The sequence below is a fragment of the Streptomyces venezuelae ATCC 10712 genome, from assembly GCF_008639165.1.
In the GTDB taxonomy this organism is placed as follows: Bacteria; Actinomycetota; Actinomycetes; order Streptomycetales; family Streptomycetaceae; genus Streptomyces; species Streptomyces venezuelae.
On the sequence record NZ_CP029197.1, the window covers coordinates 4,644,423 to 4,665,168 of the forward strand.

General features: G+C 72.5%; 18 protein-coding genes. 9 read left to right on the forward strand and 9 right to left on the reverse strand.

All coding sequences use genetic code 11. From position 1 onward, the window contains the following. The first annotated feature begins 132 nt into the window (after positions 1-132). From DEJ43_RS21465 to DEJ43_RS21475, 3 genes are all read left to right on the forward strand, one after another. Positions 133-1,257 (forward strand): hypothetical protein, encoded by a 1,125-nt coding sequence (locus DEJ43_RS21465; protein ID WP_041664118.1) that lies wholly within the window; start codon positions 133-135, stop codon positions 1,255-1,257. A gap of 89 nt (positions 1,258-1,346) precedes the next feature. After that, positions 1,347-1,964: a GNAT family N-acetyltransferase gene (locus tag DEJ43_RS21470; RefSeq protein WP_015035487.1), complete on the forward strand. Its 618-nt coding sequence runs from the start codon at positions 1,347-1,349 to the stop codon at positions 1,962-1,964. Between the two features lie 53 nt (positions 1,965-2,017). After that, positions 2,018-2,767 carry an NADPH-dependent F420 reductase gene (locus tag DEJ43_RS21475; protein WP_015035488.1) on the forward strand — a complete coding sequence of 250 codons (750 nt, stop codon included), beginning with the start codon at positions 2,018-2,020 and terminating at the stop codon, positions 2,765-2,767. 10 nt (positions 2,768-2,777) lie between these two features. Here DEJ43_RS21475 and DEJ43_RS21480 read toward each other — a convergent pair whose 3' ends face one another. Continuing rightward, the gene (locus DEJ43_RS21480; RefSeq protein ID WP_041662760.1) at positions 2,778-3,413 is read right to left on the reverse strand and encodes a DUF4291 domain-containing protein; all 636 of its coding nucleotides are present in this window, start codon (positions 3,411-3,413) and stop codon (positions 2,778-2,780) included. A gap of 44 nt (positions 3,414-3,457) precedes the next feature. After that, positions 3,458-3,895, reverse strand: a complete 438-nt coding sequence (locus DEJ43_RS21485) for a winged helix-turn-helix transcriptional regulator (RefSeq protein WP_015035490.1) — start codon at positions 3,893-3,895, stop codon at positions 3,458-3,460. A 111-nt stretch (positions 3,896-4,006) separates the two neighbouring features. On the opposite strand from DEJ43_RS21485, the gene DEJ43_RS21490 reads away from it, so the two are divergent. Then, positions 4,007-5,455: an MFS transporter gene (locus DEJ43_RS21490; protein ID WP_015035491.1), complete on the forward strand. Its 1,449-nt coding sequence runs from the start codon at positions 4,007-4,009 to the stop codon at positions 5,453-5,455. A gap of 29 nt (positions 5,456-5,484) precedes the next feature. After that, positions 5,485-5,805, forward strand: a complete 321-nt coding sequence (locus tag DEJ43_RS21495) for a DUF6401 family natural product biosynthesis protein (RefSeq protein ID WP_015035492.1) — start codon at positions 5,485-5,487, stop codon at positions 5,803-5,805. 10 nt (positions 5,806-5,815) lie between these two features. Here the strand turns inward: DEJ43_RS21495 and rarD are convergent, their stop codons facing one another. Then, positions 5,816-6,820, reverse strand: a complete 1,005-nt coding sequence (gene rarD / locus DEJ43_RS21500) for an EamA family transporter RarD (protein ID WP_015035493.1) — start codon at positions 6,818-6,820, stop codon at positions 5,816-5,818. A 109-nt stretch (positions 6,821-6,929) separates the two neighbouring features. Continuing rightward, on the reverse strand, positions 6,930-7,796 hold the full coding sequence (locus tag DEJ43_RS21505; protein ID WP_015035494.1) for an SDR family oxidoreductase: 867 nt from the start codon (positions 7,794-7,796) through the stop codon (positions 6,930-6,932). A 97-nt stretch (positions 7,797-7,893) separates the two neighbouring features. On the opposite strand from DEJ43_RS21505, the gene DEJ43_RS21510 reads away from it, so the two are divergent. From DEJ43_RS21510 to DEJ43_RS21525, 4 genes are all read left to right on the forward strand, one after another. After that, a complete protein-coding gene (locus tag DEJ43_RS21510) occupies positions 7,894-8,328 on the forward strand; it encodes a winged helix-turn-helix transcriptional regulator (RefSeq protein ID WP_015035495.1) in 435 nt (144 codons plus the stop codon). A gap of 86 nt (positions 8,329-8,414) precedes the next feature. Next, entirely contained in the window at positions 8,415-9,263 is an 849-nt protein-coding gene (locus DEJ43_RS21515) for a hypothetical protein (RefSeq protein ID WP_106433734.1), read from the forward strand. Continuing rightward, the gene (locus DEJ43_RS21520) at positions 9,260-11,488 is read left to right on the forward strand and encodes a bifunctional serine/threonine-protein kinase/ABC transporter substrate-binding protein (RefSeq protein ID WP_015035497.1); all 2,229 of its coding nucleotides are present in this window, start codon (positions 9,260-9,262) and stop codon (positions 11,486-11,488) included. Before DEJ43_RS21515 ends, DEJ43_RS21520 begins: the two co-directional genes overlap by 4 nt. A gap of 6 nt (positions 11,489-11,494) precedes the next feature. Next, positions 11,495-13,678, forward strand: a complete 2,184-nt coding sequence (locus DEJ43_RS21525) for a bifunctional serine/threonine-protein kinase/ABC transporter substrate-binding protein (RefSeq protein ID WP_015035498.1) — start codon at positions 11,495-11,497, stop codon at positions 13,676-13,678. Between the two features lie 61 nt (positions 13,679-13,739). Here the strand turns inward: DEJ43_RS21525 and DEJ43_RS21530 are convergent, their stop codons facing one another. From DEJ43_RS21530 to DEJ43_RS21550, 5 genes are all read right to left on the reverse strand, one after another. Beyond that, the gene (locus DEJ43_RS21530) at positions 13,740-14,801 is read right to left on the reverse strand and encodes a 2-oxoacid:ferredoxin oxidoreductase subunit beta (protein WP_015035500.1); all 1,062 of its coding nucleotides are present in this window, start codon (positions 14,799-14,801) and stop codon (positions 13,740-13,742) included. Beyond that, on the reverse strand, positions 14,794-16,731 hold the full coding sequence (locus DEJ43_RS21535; RefSeq protein ID WP_041662762.1) for a 2-oxoacid:acceptor oxidoreductase subunit alpha: 1,938 nt from the start codon (positions 16,729-16,731) through the stop codon (positions 14,794-14,796). Before DEJ43_RS21535 ends, DEJ43_RS21530 begins: the two co-directional genes overlap by 8 nt. Positions 16,732-17,042: 311 nt before the next feature. Next, entirely contained in the window at positions 17,043-17,702 is a 660-nt protein-coding gene (locus DEJ43_RS21540) for a response regulator transcription factor (protein ID WP_041662763.1), read from the reverse strand. A gap of 185 nt (positions 17,703-17,887) precedes the next feature. Continuing rightward, complete coding sequence (locus DEJ43_RS21545; RefSeq protein WP_015035503.1) at positions 17,888-19,174, reverse strand: sensor histidine kinase; 1,287 nt, start codon at positions 19,172-19,174, stop codon at positions 17,888-17,890. 279 nt (positions 19,175-19,453) lie between these two features. After that, positions 19,454-20,653, reverse strand: coding sequence for a sensor histidine kinase (locus DEJ43_RS21550; protein ID WP_015035504.1), 1,200 nt, complete (start codon positions 20,651-20,653; stop codon positions 19,454-19,456). Positions 20,654-20,746: the final 93 nt, after the last annotated feature.

Here is a 20,746-nt window from a genome sequence, read left to right on the forward strand (position 1 = left end):
GTTTGTTCTGCTGTGCGTGCTGAATGTTCAGTGAGATTTTGACTCCGCGTCAAGAGCGGAAACCGGTCAGGGGTGTTCGCTCACCGGACAAGCGCCTCGGCCGGCCTGCGCCGCTGCCCTACGCTGCTGCCCGTGAGCGGAATAGACCTCGGCAACGGAATCGTCGGCGCCATCCTCGGAGTCGTCTTCGCGACCCTCTTCCAGCAATGGACCCAGGACCTCTGGTTCAAGGCCAGGCGCCGCTCCGCCGGTGTGGTCCGCAGCCTCACCTATCGGCAGGAACAGGGCCGCGCCTGGGACACGTTCTCCCTCGGCCCGCTCCACACCCCCGCCCTCATCGTCGAGGGCGACGGCGACCGGGCCATCGCGCCCGAGTCGATCCATGTGCAAGTCCTCGACGGAGAAGTCGAGTTGCCCGAGGAGATGGCGGGCTGGCGCACTGAGATCGAGGCCGAGGAGACCAGGGCCGCCGAGGCCGGCGACCGCCGACCCGTGTGGAACGGGCCCCGGTACGCCGTCGAGTCCGTCGAGATCTCCCGTACCGCCCTCGACGAGCAGTCCGAGGTCCACCTGCGGCTGCGGCCCACCGACTACTACACCTTCCTCGCCGCCCAGCAGCTCGACCGGCGCCTCGCGGACGGCACCACACCGCGCGGCCGCTACCTCGACCCGGACGCTCCGCTCGCCTCGCCCGCGTTCCTCCAGTGCAGCTTCGCGGTGAACATCGCCGTCGTCACCGCCGACCACCTGCTCGTCGTCAGCCGGCGCAGCACGCGCGTCCGCATGGCCCCCGGCCTCTGGAACTCCTCCGTCAACGAAGGCCTCTCCCGCCACATCGACTCCTCGGGACGCAACGCCCCCGACGTGCACTCCGTCGCCCGGCGAGGCATGCGGGAGGAGCTGTCGATCGAACCCCACGAGTACACGCTGTCGCTCCTCGCCTTCGTCCTCGACGTCGAGAAGCGCCACTGGAGCGCGCACTTCTACGCCCGCCTCACCGAGCTCACCGGCGACGAACTCCAGGCCCGGATGAGCCGGGGCGTCGCGGACCGCTGGGAGCACGACACCATCGAGTACGTCCCCTTCCGCAGCGCCGACGTGACCCGCCACCTCCTGGCCCCCGAGCGCCGCCACCGCTGGGCCCCGCTGGCCCCGTCCCTCTTCCACCTGGCCCTGGTCCACGTCCACGGACGGGCGTCGGTGGAGCGGGCGGAGGCGCAGGTGGTGCGGCGGATGCAGCGCTCAACGCGCCCGTGAACAGGGCGTGGTGATCGAGATCGTACGCAGCCCGCTCGTGCTCCCGGTGGCCACCCCCTGGCGTTCGTGAAGATCAACTCGCGTGCAGAATGACCCGTATGCCTACCTCGAACACCCCGAAAGCGGCCATAGTCGACGACGCCCCGATGGTCAGCAGGACCCTGGCCCGGGCCTTCGTCGACGACCCGATGATGAGCTGGTTCTTCCCCGACGAGGCCTCGCGCGAGGCCGGGCTCGGCCGGTACTTCATCACCCTGTTCACCCGGCAGTACGGGCTCCACGGCGTCTGTGAGCGCACCGACGCCGCCGCCGCGTTCTGGGTCGCGCCGGAAGGCCAGGAGAAGGCCGTGCCCGACGCCGCGACCGTGCGGGAGCTCCAGGAGATCCTCGGCGACCGCGCCGAGCTCTTCCGCGCCGCCGTCGAGGCGGCCGCCGAGCACACGCCGCCGGAGCCCCACTGGTACCTGGCCGTCATCGGCGCCGACCCGGCCGCCCGGGGGCAGGGGCACGGGTCCGCGCTGCTGCGGTCGGGCCTGGCGAAGGCCGACGCGGCGGGCATGCCCGTCTACCTGGAGTCCTCCAAGCCGGACAACCTCCCCGTGTACGAGCACTTCGGCTTCGTCGTGCTCGGCGAGGCGAGCCTGCCGGGCGGCGGCCCCACCCTGTGGGCGATGCGCCGCGCGCCCCAGGAACCGTCGGGCGCCTGACGGCGTAGCGTCGGCCTTCCTGGCCAACGACTCCCGCCGAAGGAGCGCACGTCATGAAGATCGCGGTACTCGGGACCGGTGAGGTCGGCCGCCGGCTGGCCACGAAGCTCGTCTCGCTCGGGCACGAGGTGACGATGGGCTCTCGCACGGCTGACAACCCCGAGGCCGCGAAGTGGGCCGAGGAACACGGGGGCGGGGCCGCCGGCGGGTCCGGCGGCGAGGCCAAGGGCGGGACCGGCGCCGGGTCCGCCCCCGGGTCCGCCCCCGGGACCGCCTCCGGGTCCGCCGCGCACGGCACCTTCGCCGACGCCGCCACCCCCGCCGAGCTCGTCGTGAACGCCACCGGCGGTCTCGTCTCGCTCGCCGTCCTGGAGTCCGTCGGCTCGGACGGGCTGCGCGGCAAGGTCCTCGTCGACGTGTCCAACGGGCTCGACTTCTCCGAGGGCTTCCCGCCCAAGGTCGTCACCCCCGACGGCGGCAGCGTCGCCGAGCAGCTCCAGAGGGCCTTCCCGGAGGCACGGGTGGTCAAGACGCTCAACACCATGACCAACACGGTCATGGTCGAGCCCGGCCGCGTCCCGGGCCACCACAACGTCTTCCTCAGCGGCGACGACGAGGACGCCAAGGCCGTGGTCGCGGAGCTGCTCGGTTCCTTCGGCTGGGCGTCCGACCGGATCATCGACCTCGGTGACCTGTCGAGCGCCCGGGCCACCGAGCAGCTCCTGCCGCTGTGGCTGCGGCTCTACGGCAAGTTCGGCACCGGAGACTTCAACTTCGCGGTCGTCACGGCCCCGGGCGTCTGACCGGCGGGACTCACGGCGCCTCCGGTGCCTGCGGTACCCGCAGATGCTCCAGGAGGCCCGCCGACTCCGGGTACGGCTCCTCTCGGGGCAGCAGCCGGCCGGCGGCCTCCAGGTCGCCCGCCCGGACGAGGTCGCGGACCCGGTGGGCGAGCGGGGTCACGTCGGTGACGGACACCGTCCACTCGTCGGCGTACCGGCGGGACGCCTCGCCCGAGAGTCCCAGCTGGAGTGAGCGGTACGGGAGCGCCCTGAGCCGCTGATCGCGCTCCGGGTCCCACTGGACCCGGGCCGGCGCCGTCCGCAACCGGGCCTTCCAGGTGGCCTGGTCGGGGTGGAATCCGCGTACGTGGTGGGAGAGGCAGGCGTTCCGCAGGGCCCACTCGAAGCCCTCGCGGGTGATCTCCACGGCGAGGACGGTCTCCTGGCCCTCCTTCGTGCCCCAGCCCGAGCGGTACATCATCCACAGGAACGACGGCTTGATCCACGTCATCCGGTCCCGCTTCCAGATGGCCGGAAAGCGGCCCTCCCTGGCCGCCGCCAGACCGATCTCGGGCCGGTACGCCTGGTAGACCGTGACCGTGCGGTCGGTGTGGAGCGCGCGGATCCGGTACTTCGGCTCGTCGTCGGCCGTCCTCGTCTCTTCCATGCCCCTGAGGATGCGCGCCCTCCGTGACCACGGGCCACCGGTTTTCACACCTCCGCCGCCGCCTTCGCGTCGTACTCCTCCCGGGCCGCCGCGATCTCGTTCTGGTGCTGCTCCGTCCAGGTGACCAGGGAGCGGATCGTGGTGTGCAACGTGCCGCCCAGCGGCGTCAGTTCGTACTCGACGCGGGGCGGGACCACCGGGTGGACGGTGCGCTTTACCAGGCCGTCCCGCTCCAGCTGGCGCAGCGTCACGGTCAGCATCCGCTGGCTGACGCCGTCGATCTCGCGCTTGAGTTCCGTGAAGCGCAGGACCCGGCGGTCGAGGAGCGCGATGACGAGGAGGGACCACTTGTCGGCGACCCGGTCGAGGATCTGCCGGACCTCGCAGTCCTCGCGGGTGTCCCACTGGAAGGGATCGGGGTCCCCGGCGTCCCCGTAGGTTCCCGCGCAGTGACTCGGTGACTTCGAAGTGCCTTCTTCCATGGCACCCGATGCTCCCGCAGGATGCAGGTGGTTACAAGAGGGAACCGACCATCCGATCGGTAACCGGATCTGTTGACCACGCCCCCGACTCCCCCTGCCCTGGAGACAGTTGTGTCCCTCCGCGCCTGGAGCCTGCTCCTCGTCCTCTGCGGGACGATCTTCCTCGAAGGCATCGACGTCGCCATGCTCGCCGTCGCCGTCCCCACCGTCCGCGCCGACCTCGGCCTCACCACCGGTACCGCCGCCTGGGTCATGTCCGCCTACGTCCTCGGCTACGCCGGCTTCACGCTCCTCGGCGGCCGCGCCGCCGACCTCCTCGGGCGCCGCCGGATGTTCCTCGGCTGGCTCACCGTCTTCCTGGTCTTCTCCGGCCTCGGCGGCCTCGCCGACGAGGGCTGGACCCTGATCCTGGCCCGCTTCGTGACCGGCGTCGCCGCCGCCTTCATGACCCCGGCCGCCCTGTCGATCATCACCACCTCCTACGCGGAGGGCCCGCAGCGCAACCAGGCGCTGCTGGTCTTCGCCGGGACCGCCGCCGGCGGCTTCTCGCTCGGGCTCGTCATCGGCGGCCTGCTCACCCAGCTCGGCTGGCGCTGGGTCTTCTTCGCCCCCGTGCTGCTGGCGGCAGCGATCCTGCTCGCCGCGCTCCGGCTGGTCCCCGCGGAGCCGCGCCCGGCCCGGGTGAAGGGCGGTTTCGACCTGGGCGGGGCGCTCACCGCCGCCGGGGCGATGCTGCTCCTCGCGTACGGCATCGTGCGCCTTGAGCACGGTCTCGACGGGTGGCCGGTCACCGTGGCCGCCGTCGCCGCCGGACTCCTCCTCACCGGCCTGTTCGTCGCCGTCGAACGCCGGGCCGCCACCCCGCTCGTCCGCCTCGGCATCCTCCGCGAGGCCTCGCTCGTCCGTGCCGACCTGGGCGCCCTGCTGTTCGTCGGCTCCTTCTTCGGTTTCCAGTTCATGGCCACGCTCTACCTCCAGGAGCTGCGCGGCTGGTCGTCCCTCCAGACGGCGCTCGCGCTGCTGGTGATGGGCGTCGACGCGGTGCTCGCGCCGACGCTGACCCCGCGCCTGGTGGCCCGGTTCGGCAACGCCAGGGTGATCCTCGGCGGCTTCGTCCTCGCCGTCGGCTCGTACGCGCTGTTCCTGCCCGTCGGCCCGGACTGGTCGTACGCGGCGATGTTCCCGACCCTGCTCCTGACCGGGCTCGCGTTCGCCTTGGCGTACGGGCCGCTCACCATCGCCGGTACGGAGGGGGTCGCGGAGGAGGAGCAGGGTCTGGCGAGCGGGCTGCTCACCACGGCGACCCAGTTCGGCTCGGCGGTCGGCATCGCGGCGGTGACGGCGGTGTACGGGATCGCCGGCGGCGGCCTCGGCGGTTTCCGGGCGGCGCTCGTCGTCCCGCTGGTGATGGTCGCGCTCGGCGCGGTGGTCACGGCGACGGGGGTACGCGGCCGGGCGGGCGCCTCCGGAGGGGCGGCGGGTGCATCCGGAGAGGCGGCGGGCGGCGCGGAGGAGGGCCCGGCGGGGCGCTCCGGTCCTGCGACCAAGGTCACGGTCTGAGTGTCCCCGTGCGCCCCTAATGTGGAGGGATGAACGATTCGCCGCCCGGCTGCCCGCTGATCGACGTCGTCGCCACGTACCTGCCCCGGCTCGCGGAGAGTGCCTCCGAGCCGGGGCTCGCGGCCGCCGTCGACCAGCATGCCGCCGCCGTGCGCGAGGCGCTGATCCCCGCTCAGCGGGGTGGGGCGCGCCGGACCCTGCGGCGTGAGGAGCTCGCCGACTACGTCCTAGGGTTCACCGACTGGCTGTCCCGGGTGGAGTGGACGGAGCCGGTCGGCCACGACTTCGCGACCCTGCGGCTGACGGCGGTCTGCCGGCTGGTGCGGGAGCACGACCTGCTGGACGGGTGACCGCCCGGCGTCAGAGCGCCTGCCGGGCGGGCGCGGCCGCCCCGGCCGGTCCCGTGGCTCCCTCGTCCTCGGCGGGCCCCGCCGGTTCCGCCGCCTCGGCCGCCGCCTTCGCCGTCTCCATCGCCGCGCGGCTGCGGCGAGCCGTGCGCAGGGCGTCCCAGGTGAGGATCGTCAGGGCGAGCCAGACGAGGGAGAAGCCCGCCCAGCGCTCCGGCGGCATCTCCTCGTGGAAGTAGAGGACGCCGAGCAGGAACTGGAAGGTCGGCGCCAGGTACTGGAGCAGGCCGAGGGTCGACAGGGGGACGCGGATCGCCGCCGCGCCGAAGCAGACGAGCGGGACGGCCGTGACGATGCCGGTGGCGGTGAGCAGGGCCGTGTGGCCGGCGCCGTAGGAGCCGAAGGCGAGGGTGCCCTGGCCGCCGAGCCAGACGAGGTAGGCGAGGGCGGGCAGGAACTGGACGGCGGTCTCGGCGGCGAGCGACTCCAGGCCGCCGATGTTGACCTTCTTCTTCACCAGGCCGTAGAGGGCGAAGGAGAAGGCGAGGGTGAGGGAGATCCAGGGCGGCTGTCCGTATCCGATCGCGAGGACCAGGACGGCGGCGAAGCCGATGCCCACGGCCGCCCACTGCGCGGGGCGCAGCCGTTCCTGGAGGACGAGGACGCCGAGGGCGATGGTGACGAGCGGGTTGATGAAGTAGCCGAGCGAGGCCTCGACGACGTGGCCCGTGTTGACGGACCAGATGTAGAGGCCCCAGTTGACCGTGATGACGGCGGCGGCGACGGTGATCATGCCGAGCTTGCGCGGGCTGCGGACGAGCTCGCGCACCCAGCCCCAGCGGCGCACCGCGAGCAGCGCGATGCCGACGAAGACCAGGGACCAGACCATCCGGTGGGCGAGGATCTCGACCGATCCGGCCGGCTTGAGGAGCGGCCAGAAGAGCGGGACCAGTCCCCACATGCCGTAGGCGCCGATCCCGTAGAGCAATCCCGCTCGTTCCTCGTTCTCCGTCTTCACCGGACCTCCTGCCCTGCCCCGCGCCGCGCTGTCCTGTCGAAGGTAGCGCCGCACGGGGCCGGTTGTCATGCCCGTACCGCAATACGGTCATGACCGGAGGGGGCGGTGGTCAGGAGCGGTCCAGGGCTTCCTTGACCGTCACGGCGAGCGGGGTGGTCGGGCGGCCGATCAGCCGGGCCAGGTCGCCGGTGCGGCGGGCGAGCGCGCCGCGCTCGACGGCCCGGTCGACGTCGACGAGGATCTCGGCGAAGGGGGCCGGGACCCCGGCGCCGGTGAGGATCGCGAGGTGCGCCTCGGCGGGCACGTTGCTGTACGTGATCTCCCGGCCGGTCTGCGCGGCGACCTCGGCCGCGTACTCGGCGAGCGACCAGGCGGTGTCGCCGCTCAGCTCGTACGCCTTGTTCAGGTGCTCCTCGGCGGGGCCGGTCAGGACGGCGGCCGCGGCGGCGGCGTAGTCGGCGCGGCTCGCGGAGGCGATCCGGCCCTCGCCGGCGTTGGCGACGACGGCGCCGTGGGCCAGGACAGGGGCGAGGTTGGCGGTGTAGTTCTCGGTGTACCAGCCGTTGCGCAGGAAGGTGTACGGCAGGCCCGAGTCGAGGATCAGCCGCTCGGTGACCTTGTGCTCGGCGGCCAGGTCGAAGTCGGCCTCGTCGCCGCCGAGGACTCCGGTGTAGGCGAGCTGGGCGACGCCGGCGGCCTTGGCGGCGTCGATCACGGCGGTGTGCTGGGGCACGCGCCGCCCGACCTCGCTGCCCGAGACGAGGAGCACGCGGTCCCCGGCCTCGAAGGCGCCGGCCAGGGTCTCCGGGTGGTCGTAGTCGGCGATCCGCAGCTCGACGCCGCGCTCGGCCAGGTCGGCGGCCTTCTCCTTGTCGCGGACGACGGCGACGACGGATGCGGCGGGGACGGTGGCGAGGAGGGCGTCGATGACGAGACGGCCGAGCTGGCCGGTGGCTCCGGTGACGACGAGGCTCATGGTGCTTCCTTTTCCTGTGGGGTGCGAGGGGCGATGCACTCACCGTACGACGGGCGCTAACCTTTCGAAAGTACCCACTTTGAAGTAAGGTACTGGCATGGGAGTAAGTAAGCGGACGCCGGAACCCCTCGCGCCGGAACCCTTCGCCCGGGTGCCGGACGTGAACCAGCAGATGTGCCCCTCGCGGCTCGTCCTGGAGCACGTGACCAGCCGCTGGGGCGTCCTCGTCCTGGCCGCCCTCCTGGAGCGCTCGTACCGCTTCAGCGAGCTGCGCCGCCGGGTCGGCGGGGTCAGCGAGAAGATGCTGGCCCAGACCCTCCAGACGCTGGAACGCGACGGCTTCGTCGACCGCGACGCCAAGCCCATCATCCCGCCCCGCGTCGACTACAGCCTCACCCCGCTCGGCGCCGAGGCCGCCCGCCGGGTCTGGGAGCTGGCCCGTTGGTCCGAGCGCCAGGTCGCCGCCGTGGAGGAGGCTCGGGAGCGGTACGACGGGGCGCGTCGCGAGCGTGCCACGAATCCGTCCCAATGATGTTGTAAGCAAGGCGAGTTGTCGGCTCAGGGCCGTACGATCTGCTCACCGTTCGTGGGGAAACCGTGAGGGACCGTGGGGGAACTGTGGCGTACGGGGACCGAAGGCTGTGGCGTGCCTGCTGTGTCGTACTGGTGGGCGGGGTGATGGCCGCCGGCTGCACCAGCGACGGCGACAGACCCGACGGCAAAAGGAGTACGGGCACGACCAAGGCCACGACGAAGGCCCCGACCGGCACACCGGCCACCACACCGGCTCCCCGCCCCACCGAGCTCGACTTCACCCCGGACCCGCGGCGCGCGCCGAAGACCGAGGCGGCGGCGAGGCGCCTCGCCCTCGCAGTCGTCGCGGGGCCCGACGCCTGGGCCCCGGGCTACGTCAAGCGCACCCCCCATCTCAGCGACCCCGACTACTGGCCCGTCCTCAGCGCCACCTGCTCCTGGGAGACCGGAACCCGGCCGGCCGACGTCCTCGCCAGCGTCACCGCCTACAGCGAACTCCCCGCGGCCGGCGGCAAGGGCGCCCTTCGGGTCGCCGCCACCGTCACCGTGCACCGCACCGAGTCCGACGCCGACTGGGAGATGGCGTCGACCCTCGAAGAGGCGCTGCGCTGCCCCGACCAGAAGCTGCGCGACGGTGAGCGGATCACCGAGCTCATGTCGCTCGGCAACCCCTTCGGCGTAGGGGGCAACGCCACCGCCGACGACGCCCTCCGCGAAGGCGGCTCCTACATCAACGACGCGGTGAAGGGGAAGCAGTTCTACAGCTGGTACCAGTCCCGGATCGGACAGGTCACTGTCGCTGCCGTCGTCAAGGGAGCCCCCGGCTACAGCGAGATGAACGACGGCACGATGACCGGCACGAGCCAGGCGCAGGTGCGGGCACTCGTCACCATGCTCGACCGCGCCAAGGACGAGCTGGAGGGCCAGTCGTGAACCCCACCGCCCCGCAGCCCGAACCCGGCGCCCTCCAGCCGCTGCTGCCCTCCGATCCGTCGGCGATCGCCGGATACCGGCTCCTCGGCCGCCTCGGCGCCGGCGGCATGGGTGTCGTCTACCTCGGCCGAACCGCCGCCGGCGAACTCGCCGCAGTCAAGGTCACCCACGCGGACCAGGCCGACCAGCCCGACTTCCGGGCCCGGTTCCGCCGCGAGGTCGAGGCCGCCCGCCGGGTCTCCAGCCCCTGGGCCGTGCCCGTCACCGGCGCCGATCCGGACGCCCCCGAACCGTGGATGGCCACCGCCTTCGTCGCGGGACCCTCCCTCGGCGAGGCCGTCACCGCGCACGGCCCGCTGCCCGAGCGGAGCGTCCGCCTCCTCGGCTGGTCCGTCGCCCGGGCCCTCGCCGCCGTGCACGCGGCCGGACTCGTCCACCGGGACGTCAAGCCCGGCAACGTCCTGCTCGCCGTGGACGGCCCGCGCCTCATCGACTTCGGCATCGCCCGCGCGACCGGCGAGACCGCGCTCACCGCCACCGACATGGTCGTCGGCACCCCCGGCTTCCTCGCCCCCGAGCAGGCCGAGGCCCGTGTCGACGCGATCGGCCCGGCCGCCGACGTCTTCGCGCTCGGCTGCCTCCTCGGATACGCGGCCACGGGCCGCCCGCCCTTCGGCACCGGCGCCGTGGACGCCCTGATGTACCGGACCGTCCACGACGAGCCCGACCTCGGCGGCGTACCGGACGGCCTGCTCGACGTGGTGCGGGCCTGCCTCGCCAAGGATCCGGCCGCGCGGCCCACCGCCGCCGACATCGGCGTCAGGCTCGTGGAGGACAGCCCCGGCAGCGACGCCGACTGGCTGCCCGCCCCGGTCGTCCGCACCATCGCCGAACGCTCCGCCCGGATGCTCGCCCTGCCGGAGATCGACGTCACCGAGTCGGGCGGCAGCACCGGCTCGGCCGCGCCGGGGCGGAGCAGACGCGGCTTCCTGCTGCTCGCCTCGGGCGCCGCCGTCCTGGCCGTCGGCGGCGCGGCGGCCGTCTGGGCGGGGCTCGGCGAGGACGGGAAGGACGGCAAGGACGACGGCAGGAAGGCCGCCCCGCCCCCCACCCGTTGGGCCATCGGCGTCCTCGCCGACCTGTCCGGGCCCGCCAAGGACATCGGCCGGGCCCAGGAACGCGGCGCGCGCCTGGCCGTCGAGCAGTTCAACGCGCGGAAGGACAAGCCCTTCACCCTCACCCTCAAGGTGGTCGACGACCGGGGCGACGCGTCCAGGGCCCTGGAGGCCGCCAAGGCCCTCACCACCGACCCCGGGGTCCTCGCCGTCCTCGGCCCCACCACCGACGCCGTCGCCCAGGCCGTCGTTCCCGCCTTCGAGGAGGCCGAGATCCCGCTGATCACGGTCTCGGCCGGATACAACCTGCTCACGCTGCGCTCGGGTACCGCGCGGAACGAGACGGTCCTGCGCGCCATCCCGAACCACATCAGCGCGGGCACCCATCTCGCCTTCGCCGCCACCCTGCTGCCCCAGATCCGCCGCCCCGGGGTGCTGGAGGACCGGACCGACGACCACTACAGCTGGCAGGTCACCGGCGGTGTGCGCTTCGGCTTCGGGCAGGCCGGCATCACCCCGCACTTCCGGGTCGTCCCGGCCCACGCGCGGGCGTACCGCCGGGTGCTCGGCGAGATGATCGACGCGGGCATCGACGCCTACATCCACTGCGGTGTCACCGAGACCGCCGTCCTCGCCGCCCGGGCGCTCGGCGAACTCGGCTTCACCGGACCGAGGTTCACCGGACAGGCCGTCTTCGGCCAGGAGTTCGTCCGGCAGGCGGGGACCGCCGCCGAGGGCTGGTTCGTGTGCGCGCCCGTCGCCGACCCGGCGGCGCAGAAGACGGCCGCGTCCTTCGTCGCCGCCCATCGCAAGCGGTACGGCGCCGCCCCCGCGTACTACGCGGGCGAGTCGTACGACGTGGTCACGATGACGATCCAGCAGCTGACGGCCCGGGCGAAGGCCGGCGGCAAGCCCGCGCGGAAGGGACTGTGGGCCGCGCTGCGCAAGCAGAACTACAAGGGGGTGATGGGTGGTTACGCCTTCACCGAATCGGGCGATCTGAACATGGGGGGCACCTTCGTCTTCGCGGTGCGGAACGGCGCGTACAAGTCGATCGGTTCCGCCCCTCTGCTGCCGCACAAGCCCGAGAAGAACGACGAGAAGGCCTGAGCCCCCGTGCAACCGCTGCGCAAGGCCGACCCGTCGGCGATCGCCGGGTACCGGCTGCTCGGCCGCCTCGGCGCCGGAGGCATGGGCGTGGTCTTCCTCGCCCGCTCCGGCGGCGGGGCGCTCGCCGCGCTCAAGCTCATCCGGGCCGAGCACGCCGCCGACCCCGGCTTCCGGGAGCGGTTCCGGCGCGAGGCCCGCGCCGCCGAGCGGATCACCGGCCGCTGGGTCGTCCGGGTGCTCGGCGCCGACCCGGAGGCCAGGGAGCCGTGGCTGGCGACCGAGTACGTGCCGGGCCCCTCGCTCGCCGAGGCCGTCGCCCTGCACGGAGCCCTGCCCGAGCCGACCGTACGGGCCCTCGGCGCCCGGCTCGCCGCCGCGCTCGCCGACATGCACGAGGCCGGGCTGGTCCACCGGGACGTCAAGCCGGGGAACGTCCTCCTCGCCCTCGACGGGCCCCGGCTCATCGACTTCGGCATCGCCCGGTCCGCCGGGGCGACCGCCCTCACGGCCACCGACGCGATGATCGGCACCCCCGGCTTCCTCGCCCCCGAACAGGCCAGGGCGGCCGGGGCGGGCGAGGTCGGACCCGCCAGCGACGTCTTCTCCCTCGGCTGCGTCCTCGCCTACGCCCTGACGGGGGAGCGCCCCTTCGGTACGGGCGCGGTGGCGGCGGTCGTCTACCGCACCGTCCACGAGGAGCCCGACCTCGACGAGGTACCGGACACCGTCCTTCCCCTGGTCAGGGCCTGTCTGGCGAAGGACCCGGCCGACCGGCCCACGGCACCGGAGGTGCGGGCCGCGCTGGGGGACGCCGAGGGGCCGGCCGGGGACTGGCTGCCGGCCGGGCTGCCCGCGCTGATCGCCCAGCGCTCCTCGCGGGTCCTGGACCTGCCGGTGCCCGAGCCGACGATGCTGGTCGACTCCGAGCCGCCCAAGGGGACGTCACGGCGCGGGTTCCTGGTGGGGGGCTCCGCGGTGGCCATCGCGGGAGCGGGAGGCCTGACCGCCTGGCTGCTGAGTCGCACACCGGGCGGGACCGGCAGGGGAACGGGCGGCACCGGCGCCCCGCTCGACACCTACACGATCGGCGTCCTCACCGATCTGAGCGGCCCCACCAAGGCGGACGGCCGAGGGCAGGAGCGCGGGATCCGGCTGGCCGCGGAGGAGTTCAACGCCCGCCGCGACCGCCCCTTCGACGTGCGCCTGCGGGTCGAGGACGACGGCGGCAGGCCGGAGCGCGCCAGGGCCGCGGCCCTCGCCCTGCTGAAGGTCCCCGGTCTCGTCGGGATCCTGGGGCCGACCCTCACCTCGACCGCCGTGGCGGCCGGGGACGAACTGGTGCTCCACGGAATGCCGTTGGCGAGTGTGGTCGCCGATGTGCCGGCCGGGCAGATCAAGGGCCAGGAGACGAAGACCACCTACTTCCAGCCGCGCACCATCCAGGACATGATGGTGGTGGCCTTCAGCCGCTACCTCTCCGAACACGGGGCGGTCCGGACCGCCGTCGTGGAGGACCGGGCCGGGGGCGAGTACACCTGGTTCGCCGTCAAGACCATGAAGCAGTACCCGCCGTCGAGAGAGAAGGGCGGGGTCGTGACCACCCATCCCGTCGAGGCGGGCAGTGAGGACTTCGGCCCCGCCGTACGGGAAGCCCTGGCGACCGACCCGCAGGGCGTGATGTACGTGGGGACGTCGCCGCGCCGGGCCGCGCTGTGCGCCAGGGCGCTGCGCGACCAGGGGTACCGGGGGCCTCGCGGCAGCGTCGAGCACGTGCTCCAGCCGGAGTTCCTCGCCGCCGCCGGCGCGGCCGCCGAAGGCTGGTACTTCGGCACCGGCTACGTCGACCCCGACGGCCTTCCGAAGGCGAAGGCGTTCGTCGCCGCGTACCGGAAGCGCTGGGGTCTCGCCGGTACGACACCGGTCGACCGGTTCGCCACGGAGGCGTACGACCTCGCCAACTGGGTTCTCCAGGCCTTGCGCACGGCGGCCGCCAACCATGCCGAATCGGTGACCTCGGGCGTCCGCAACGATCTGCTGCAGACTCCGTACGCGGGGCTGGCGAAGTTGTACACGGCCCAGGCGGGCAAGGACACGAAGCTCGCCCTGCTGGGCCTGTACCTCTGGCAGGTGAAGAGCGGGGTGCCCCGATTTCTCGGGGTGTTCGACGAGGCGGCCCGTACGGGAACGTGACCCGGCCGGAGTGCACGGTGGGGACCGGTCCGCGCACGCGGACCGGTCCCCTCCGAAGCGGTCAGCCCACGACCGTCCAGGTGTCGCTGCCCGTGAGCAGCTGGCCCAGGTCGCCCTTGCCGTAGCGCTCCACCGCCGCTTCCAGCTGGTCCGCCATCAGGGTGTCGTACACCGGGCGTTCCACCGACCGGAACACCCCGATGGGGGTCTGGTGGAGGGTGTCCGGGTCCGCGAGCCGGGAGAGGGCGAAGGCGGTGGTGGGGGTGGTGGCGTGGGCGTCGTGGATCAGGATCCGCGACTCGTTCTCGGGGGTGACCGTGACGACGTGGAGGTCGCCGGTGGCCGGGTCGCGGACGACGCCCTTGTCGTTCTCGGTGCCGAAGCGGATCGGCTGCCCGTGTTCGAGCCGGATGACCGCTTCCTTGGCCAGGTCCTTGTCCTTGAGGACCTCGAAGGCGCCGTCGTTGAAGATGTTGCAGTTCTGGTAGATCTCGACGAGCGCCGTGCCGTTGTGGTCGGCGGCCTGCCGCAGCACCTCGGTGAGGTGCTTGCGGTCGGAGTCGACCGTGCGGGCCACGAAGGAGGCCTCCGCGCCGAGCGCGAGCGACACCGGGTTGAAGGGGGCGTCCAGGGAGCCCATCGGGGTCGACTTGGTGATCTTGCCGACCTCGGAGGTGGGGCTGTACTGGCCCTTGGTCAGCCCGTAGATCCGGTTGTTGAAGAGCAGGATCTTGAGGTTGACGTTGCGCCGGAGGGCGTGGATCAGGTGGTTGCCGCCGATGGACAGCGCGTCGCCGTCGCCCGTGACGACCCAGACGGACAGGTCGCGGCGGGAGGTGGCGAGGCCGGTGGCGATGGCCGGGGCGCGGCCGTGGATCGAGTGCATCCCGTAGGTGTTCATGTAGTACGGGAAGCGGGAGGAGCAGCCGATGCCGGAGACGAAGACGATGTTCTCCTTCGCCAGGCCCAGTTCGGGCATGAAGCCCTGGACGGCGGCGAGCACCGCGTAGTCACCGCAGCCGGGGCACCAGCGGACCTCCTGGTCCGACTTGAAGTCCTTCATGGACTGCTGGGCCTCGGCCTTGGGGACCAGCTGGAGGAGGGACTCGGCGGGCTCAGGCATCGATGACCTCCTGGAGAGCGGCGGCGAGCTGCTCGGCCTTGAACGGCATGCCGTTCACCTGGGTGTGGCTGCGCGCGTCGACGAGGTACTTCGCCCGGACGAGGGTGGCGAGCTGGCCGAGGTTCATCTCGGGGATCACGACCTTGTCGTACCGCTTCAGCACCTCGCCCAGGTTCTTCGGGAAGGGGTTGAGGTGCCGCAGGTGCGCCTGGGCGATGTGGCCGTTCTCCCGGCGGATGCGGCGGACGGCCGCCGTGATCGGCCCGTAGGTGGAGCCCCAGCCGAGCACGAGGGTGCGCGCGCCGTCCGGGTCGTCGACCTCGATGTCGGGGACGTCGATGCCGTCGATCTTGGCCTGCCGGGTGCGGACCATGAACTCGTGGTTGGCGGGGTCGTACGAGATGTTGCCGGTGCCGTCCTGCTTCTCGATGCCGCCGATGCGGTGTTCGAGCCCGGGGGTGCCGGGGACGGCCCAGGGCCGGGCGAGGGTCTCCGGGTCGCGCTTGTACGGCCAGAAGACCTCGGTGCCGTCGGCCAGCCGGTGGTTCGGCCCGGTGGCGAACTGGGTCCGTAGGTCCGGGAGTTCGTCGACGTCCGGGATGCGCCAGGGCTCGGAGCCGTTGGCGAGGTAGCCGTCGGAGAGCAGGAAGACGGGCGTGCGGTACGTGAGGGCGATCCGGGCCGCCTCGATGGCGGCGTCGAAGCAGTCGGCGGGCGTCCTCGGGGCGACGACCGGGACCGGCGCCTCGCCGTTGCGCCCGTACATCGCCTGGAGGAGGTCGGCCTGCTCGGTCTTGGTGGGCAGGCCGGTGGACGGGCCGCCGCGCTGGATGTCGACGACGAGCAGCGGCAGCTCGAGGGAGACCGCGAGGCCGATCGTCTCCGACTTGAGCGCCACGCCGGGGCCGCTGGTGGTCGTCACGGCGAGCGAGCCGCCGAAGGCGGCGCCGAGCGCGGCGCCGATGCCGGCGATCTCGTCCTCGGCCTGGAAGGTGCGGACGCCGAAGTTCTTGTGCTTGCTGAGCTCGTGGAGGATGTCCGACGCCGGGGTGATCGGGTACGAGCCCAGGTAGAGCGGCAGGTCCGCCTGGCGGGAGGCGGCGATCAGTCCGTACGAGAGGGCGAGGTTCCCCGAGATGTTCCGGTAGGTGCCGGTGGGGAAGGCCGTGGTGGCCGGGGCGATCTCGTAGGAGACGGCGAAGTCCTCGGTGGTCTCGCCGAAGTTCCAGCCGGCCCGGAAGGCGACGATGTTCGCCTCGGCGATCTGCGGCTTCTTCGCGAACTTCTGCCGCAGGAACGTCTCGGTGCCCTCGGTCGGCCGGTGGTACATCCAGGAGAGCAGCCCGAGCGCGAACATGTTCTTGCTCCGCTCGGCCTCCTTCCGGGACAGGCCGAAGTCCTTGAGCGCCTCGACGGTCAGCGTGGTCAGCGGCACCGGGTGGACCCGGTAGCCGTCCAGCGAGCCGTCCTCGAGGGGCGAGGTCGCGTAGCCGACCTTGGCCATGGCGCGCTTGGCGAATTCGTCGGTGTTCACGATGATCTCGCCACCGCGCGGCACGTCCCCGATGTTGGCCTTGAGGGCGGCGGGGTTCATCGCGACCAGCACGTTCGGGGCGTCGCCCGGGGTCAGGATGTCGTGGTCGGCGAAGTGCAGCTGGAAGGACGAGACGCCCGGCAGGGTTCCGGCGGGTGCCCGGATCTCGGCCGGGAAGTTCGGCAGCGTGGAGAGGTCGTTCCCGAAGGACGCCGTCTCCGAGGTGAAGCGGTCACCTGTCAGCTGCATGCCGTCACCGGAGTCACCCGCGAAGCGGATGATCACCCGGTCGAGCCGGCGCACTTCCTTCTCGGTGCCGTGGTGCGGCTTCGCCGGGGCGCTGCGCTGCTCCCCGAGCAGGGCCTCACCGGCCTCGCTACTGACCTGGCTGGTCACTGAACTGGACCTCCCTCGCGGCAAGGGGACTCTCCGCCGGAGGCGGGAGAAGGCGCGGGTCGCGGCCGGCGACCACCATCGGCGATCACCGTCCGTCTCCCGAGGCCCACCCTACGACGGCAGGGCGGGCCCTCCCGGGACTTCTCACATCATGGACCTCTTTTTGAGACGCCCACTTGCCCTGAATTGTCACGTTCTGTCGCCACCCGGAGTTTCCGGAAAGTCGGATTCCGCCTCATCCCTTGGACCTAGGGCCCTCCGGACGCCGCGCCCTCCTCCCCACTCCGCATACCTGACAGAGTGTCAGATGATCAGGATTTCAGGTACGTCAACACCGCCAGTACCCGGCGATGATCGCCGTCACTCGGCGAGAGACCCAGCTTCAGGAAAATGTTGCTGATGTGCTTCTCCACCGCGCCGTCGCTCACGACCAGCGCCTTCGCGATCGCCGAGTTCGTCCGGCCCTCCGCCATCAGACCCAGGACCTCCCGCTCGCGCGGGGTCAGGTTCGCCAGCACGTCCTGCTGACGGCTCCGCCCGAGCAGCTGCTGCACGACCTCCGGATCCAGCGCCGTACCGCCACCGGCCACCCGCACCACCGCGTCCACGAACTCCCGGACCTCGGCGACCCGGTCCTTCAGCAGATAACCCACACCCCGGCTGGAACCGGCCAGCAGTTCGGTGGCGTACTGCTCCTCCACGTACTGCGACAGCACCAGCACACCCAGTCCCGGGTGCTCCTTCCGCAGCCGCACCGCCGCGCGCACCCCCTCGTCCGTGTGCGTCGGCGGCATCCGTACGTCGGCCACGACGACGTCCGGCAGAGCACCCTCCGCGGCGAACTTCGCCACGGTCTCGACGAGCGCCTCACCGTCGCCGACACCCGCGACGACCTCGTGCCCCAGATCGGTCAGAAGCCGGGTCAGCCCCTCCCGCAGCAGCACCGAATCCTCGGCGATGACCACCCGCACGCGCCCGCTCCCTTGATCCACACCCACGCCGTACAGCCCCCATGTTCCGAAACCCGATGAGGCCTCCAGCATGGCATCCCGGGCCCCGGCGCCCGGGCGTTACGGCATCGCCCCACGAGACCCGCACATACGGCAGCGCCCCGGGGGTCCGACAGGCCCCGGGGCGCCCGAAACCGGGGCCGCCCTCACGCCCGCCAGGGCAGCTCCACCGTCACCGTCGTGGGCCCACCGGCCGGGGAGTCCACCGCCAGCACCCCGTCCACCGCGCCCACCCGCGCGGACAGCGACGACAGGCTCCGCCCCTCGACGGCGACCGCCCCGCCGACCCCGTCGTCCCGCACCTGGAGCATCAGCCGGTTCTCGGAACGCCACACGTCGACCCAGGCGCGCCGGGCCCGGGCGTGCGCCGTGACGTTCCGGAGCAGCTCGGACACCGTGAAGTACGCGATCCCCTCGATCGCCGGCACCGGCCGCGCCGGCAGGTCCACGTCCACCGACACCGGCACCGCACACCGCGAGGCGACCGCCGACAGGGCCGCGTCGAGCCCCCGGTCGGTGAGGACGGCCGGGTGGATGCCCCGCGCGAGGTCCCGCAGCTCCTGGAGCGCCAGCTTCACCTCGCCGTGCGCCTCGTCCACCAGCACCGCCGCCGCCCGCGGGTCCTCCGCGAGCTTCTCCTTCGCGAGCCCCAGATCCATGGCGAGCGCGGCGAGCCGGGCCTGCGCGCCGTCGTGCAGATCGCGCTCGATGCGCCGCAGGTCCGCCGCGGCGGTGTCCACGACCAGACCGCGGTCCGACTCCAGCTCGGTGACGCGGGAGGCCAGCCGGGACGGGCCGAGCAGCCCGGAGACGAGGAGCCGGTCGACGGCGACGCAGCCGCGCAGCAGCCACGGCCAGGCCATCACGAACAGCAGCCCGACGAAGCTGGTGAAGGCGATCTCGAAGGGCGAGTCGAGGTAGAGGCCGTGGGTGCCGTCGCCGTACAGCTGCAGACCGGCCTGACCCGCGTACATGGGGAACACCCACTGCCACAGCGGATACGTGAAGAGGCCCCAGCCCCAGCCGAAGAACGCCACCGACACGGAGAACGAGAACACCGCCCACGGCATGTGCAGGACCGCGTACAGCAGGTGCCGCCAGGACGCGCCGCTCTTCAGCATGGCCCCCATCCAGGAGAACGCCCCGCCGGTACGGCCCCGCACCGGCTCGGGCGCCTTGACGTCGAGATCGAGCAGCGCCCGCGCCCGGGCCCGCTCCACCGCGCCGAAGCCCCGGCACATGGCGAGCGCCCCGGCGAGGATCGGCACGCCGAGGAAGGTGATGAGCAGCCCGGCGCCGGTGGAGACGAAGGCGATGGAGAGCGCGAACCAGCAGATGCCGAGCGGCAGCCCGACCAGCACGTAGAGGAACGCACGCCAGGTGCGGGCCTCGAACGGCGCGCGGATCGCGGCGGGGATTCGGGGGGAGGCCATCGGCGGGGTCCTTCTCTGCTCAGGGGGCCGGCTACGTCCGGTCGAGGGGGCGGGCGGTACGTATCCAGGGTTCCGTCCCGGGCCCGCCGGAACCATGAGGCGGGTGGGCGTCTCGGGGCGGGGGTTTTCCCTACCTGGGGGAGGAGGAGAGGGAATGCCGAAGCGCCCGGTACGCGGACGACTCGCGTACGCACCGGGCGCTGTGCGGGATTCAGCTCAAGCGGCTCGAGCGGCTCAAGCGGCTCGAGCGGCTCAAGCGGCTCAAGCGGCTCGTGCCGCTCACCCGCTCGGTCGGGAGCGCCACGGGAGCTCCGCCGTGATGGTCGTCGGGCCGCCCTCCGGGGAGTCCAGCACGAGGAGCCCGTCGACCGCGCCGAGCCGTTCGGCGAGCCCCGCCAGCCCCGTACCCCCGTCCAGACGCGCGCCGCCCGTCCCGTCGTCGCGGACCTGGAGCAGCAGCCGGTCCTCCGTGCGCCACACGTCCACGGACGCGGACCGGGCCCGGGAGTGCTTGGAGACGTTCTGGAGGAGCTCGGAGACCGTGAAGTACGCGATGCCCTCGATCGCCTCGGCCGGCCGTTCCGTGAGGTCGACCGTCACCTTCACCGGCACGGTGCAGCGCGCCGACACCGACGAGAGCGCGGCGCTGAGCCCCCGGTCGGTGAGGACGGCGGGATGGATGCCGCGGGCGAGGTCCCGCAGCTCCTGGAGCGCGAGCTTCACCTCGCCGTGCGCCTCGTCGACCATCGCCGCGGCGGTCTCGGGATCGTCGAGGAGCTTCTCCTTGGCCAGGCCCAGCCCCATCGCGAGGGCGACGAGCCGGGCCTGCGCCCCGTCGTGCAGGTCGCGCTCGATGCGCCGCAGGTCCGCCGCGGCGGTGTCGACGACCACGCCACGGTCCGACTCCAGCTCGGCGATCCGCCGCTCCAGCTCGTCCGAGGGCGAGAGCAGGCCCCGGACCATGCCCCGGTCGGCGTTGGCCAGGCCGCGGGAGAGGAAGGGGAGGACGGGCCAGAGGACGATCAGGGAGACCAGCGCGACCGTGAACGTCACGATCCCCCAGGGCAGCCGGATCAGCCCGTACAGCTGGGTCCGCCAGGCCACCGGGTCCTTCAGCGAGGTCCACAGCCAGCCGAAGAACCCGCCGGGCTTCGGCAGCCGCGACGGTTCGGCGACCTCGACCCCGAGGAGCGCCCGGGCCCTGCCCCGCTCGGAGCGGCCGATGAGCCGCGCGCCGCCGAGGCCGAGGGCGAGCAGGGGGAGCCCGACGACGGTGATGGACAGGCCGACGCCGAGGACCACGCTGACGACCGCGTAGACGAAGCCGACCAGCGAGGTGACGAGATTGGAGAGGAGGAAGACGATCTCCTTCCAGGTCTCCTTCCCGTAGGCGGTGCGCTTCGGCGGACGCGGGGCGACGGCGGAGCCGGCGGTACTGGAGGTACCGGCGGACTCGGCGGGATGAAGATCGGCGCTCATGGTCCCCAGACTGCCGGTCGGGGACGGTCCGGCGCCATGGGGGAGGTGGGTGAAGCGAAGGGGGGATATCCCCACCGCACGCGGCTGCTTACG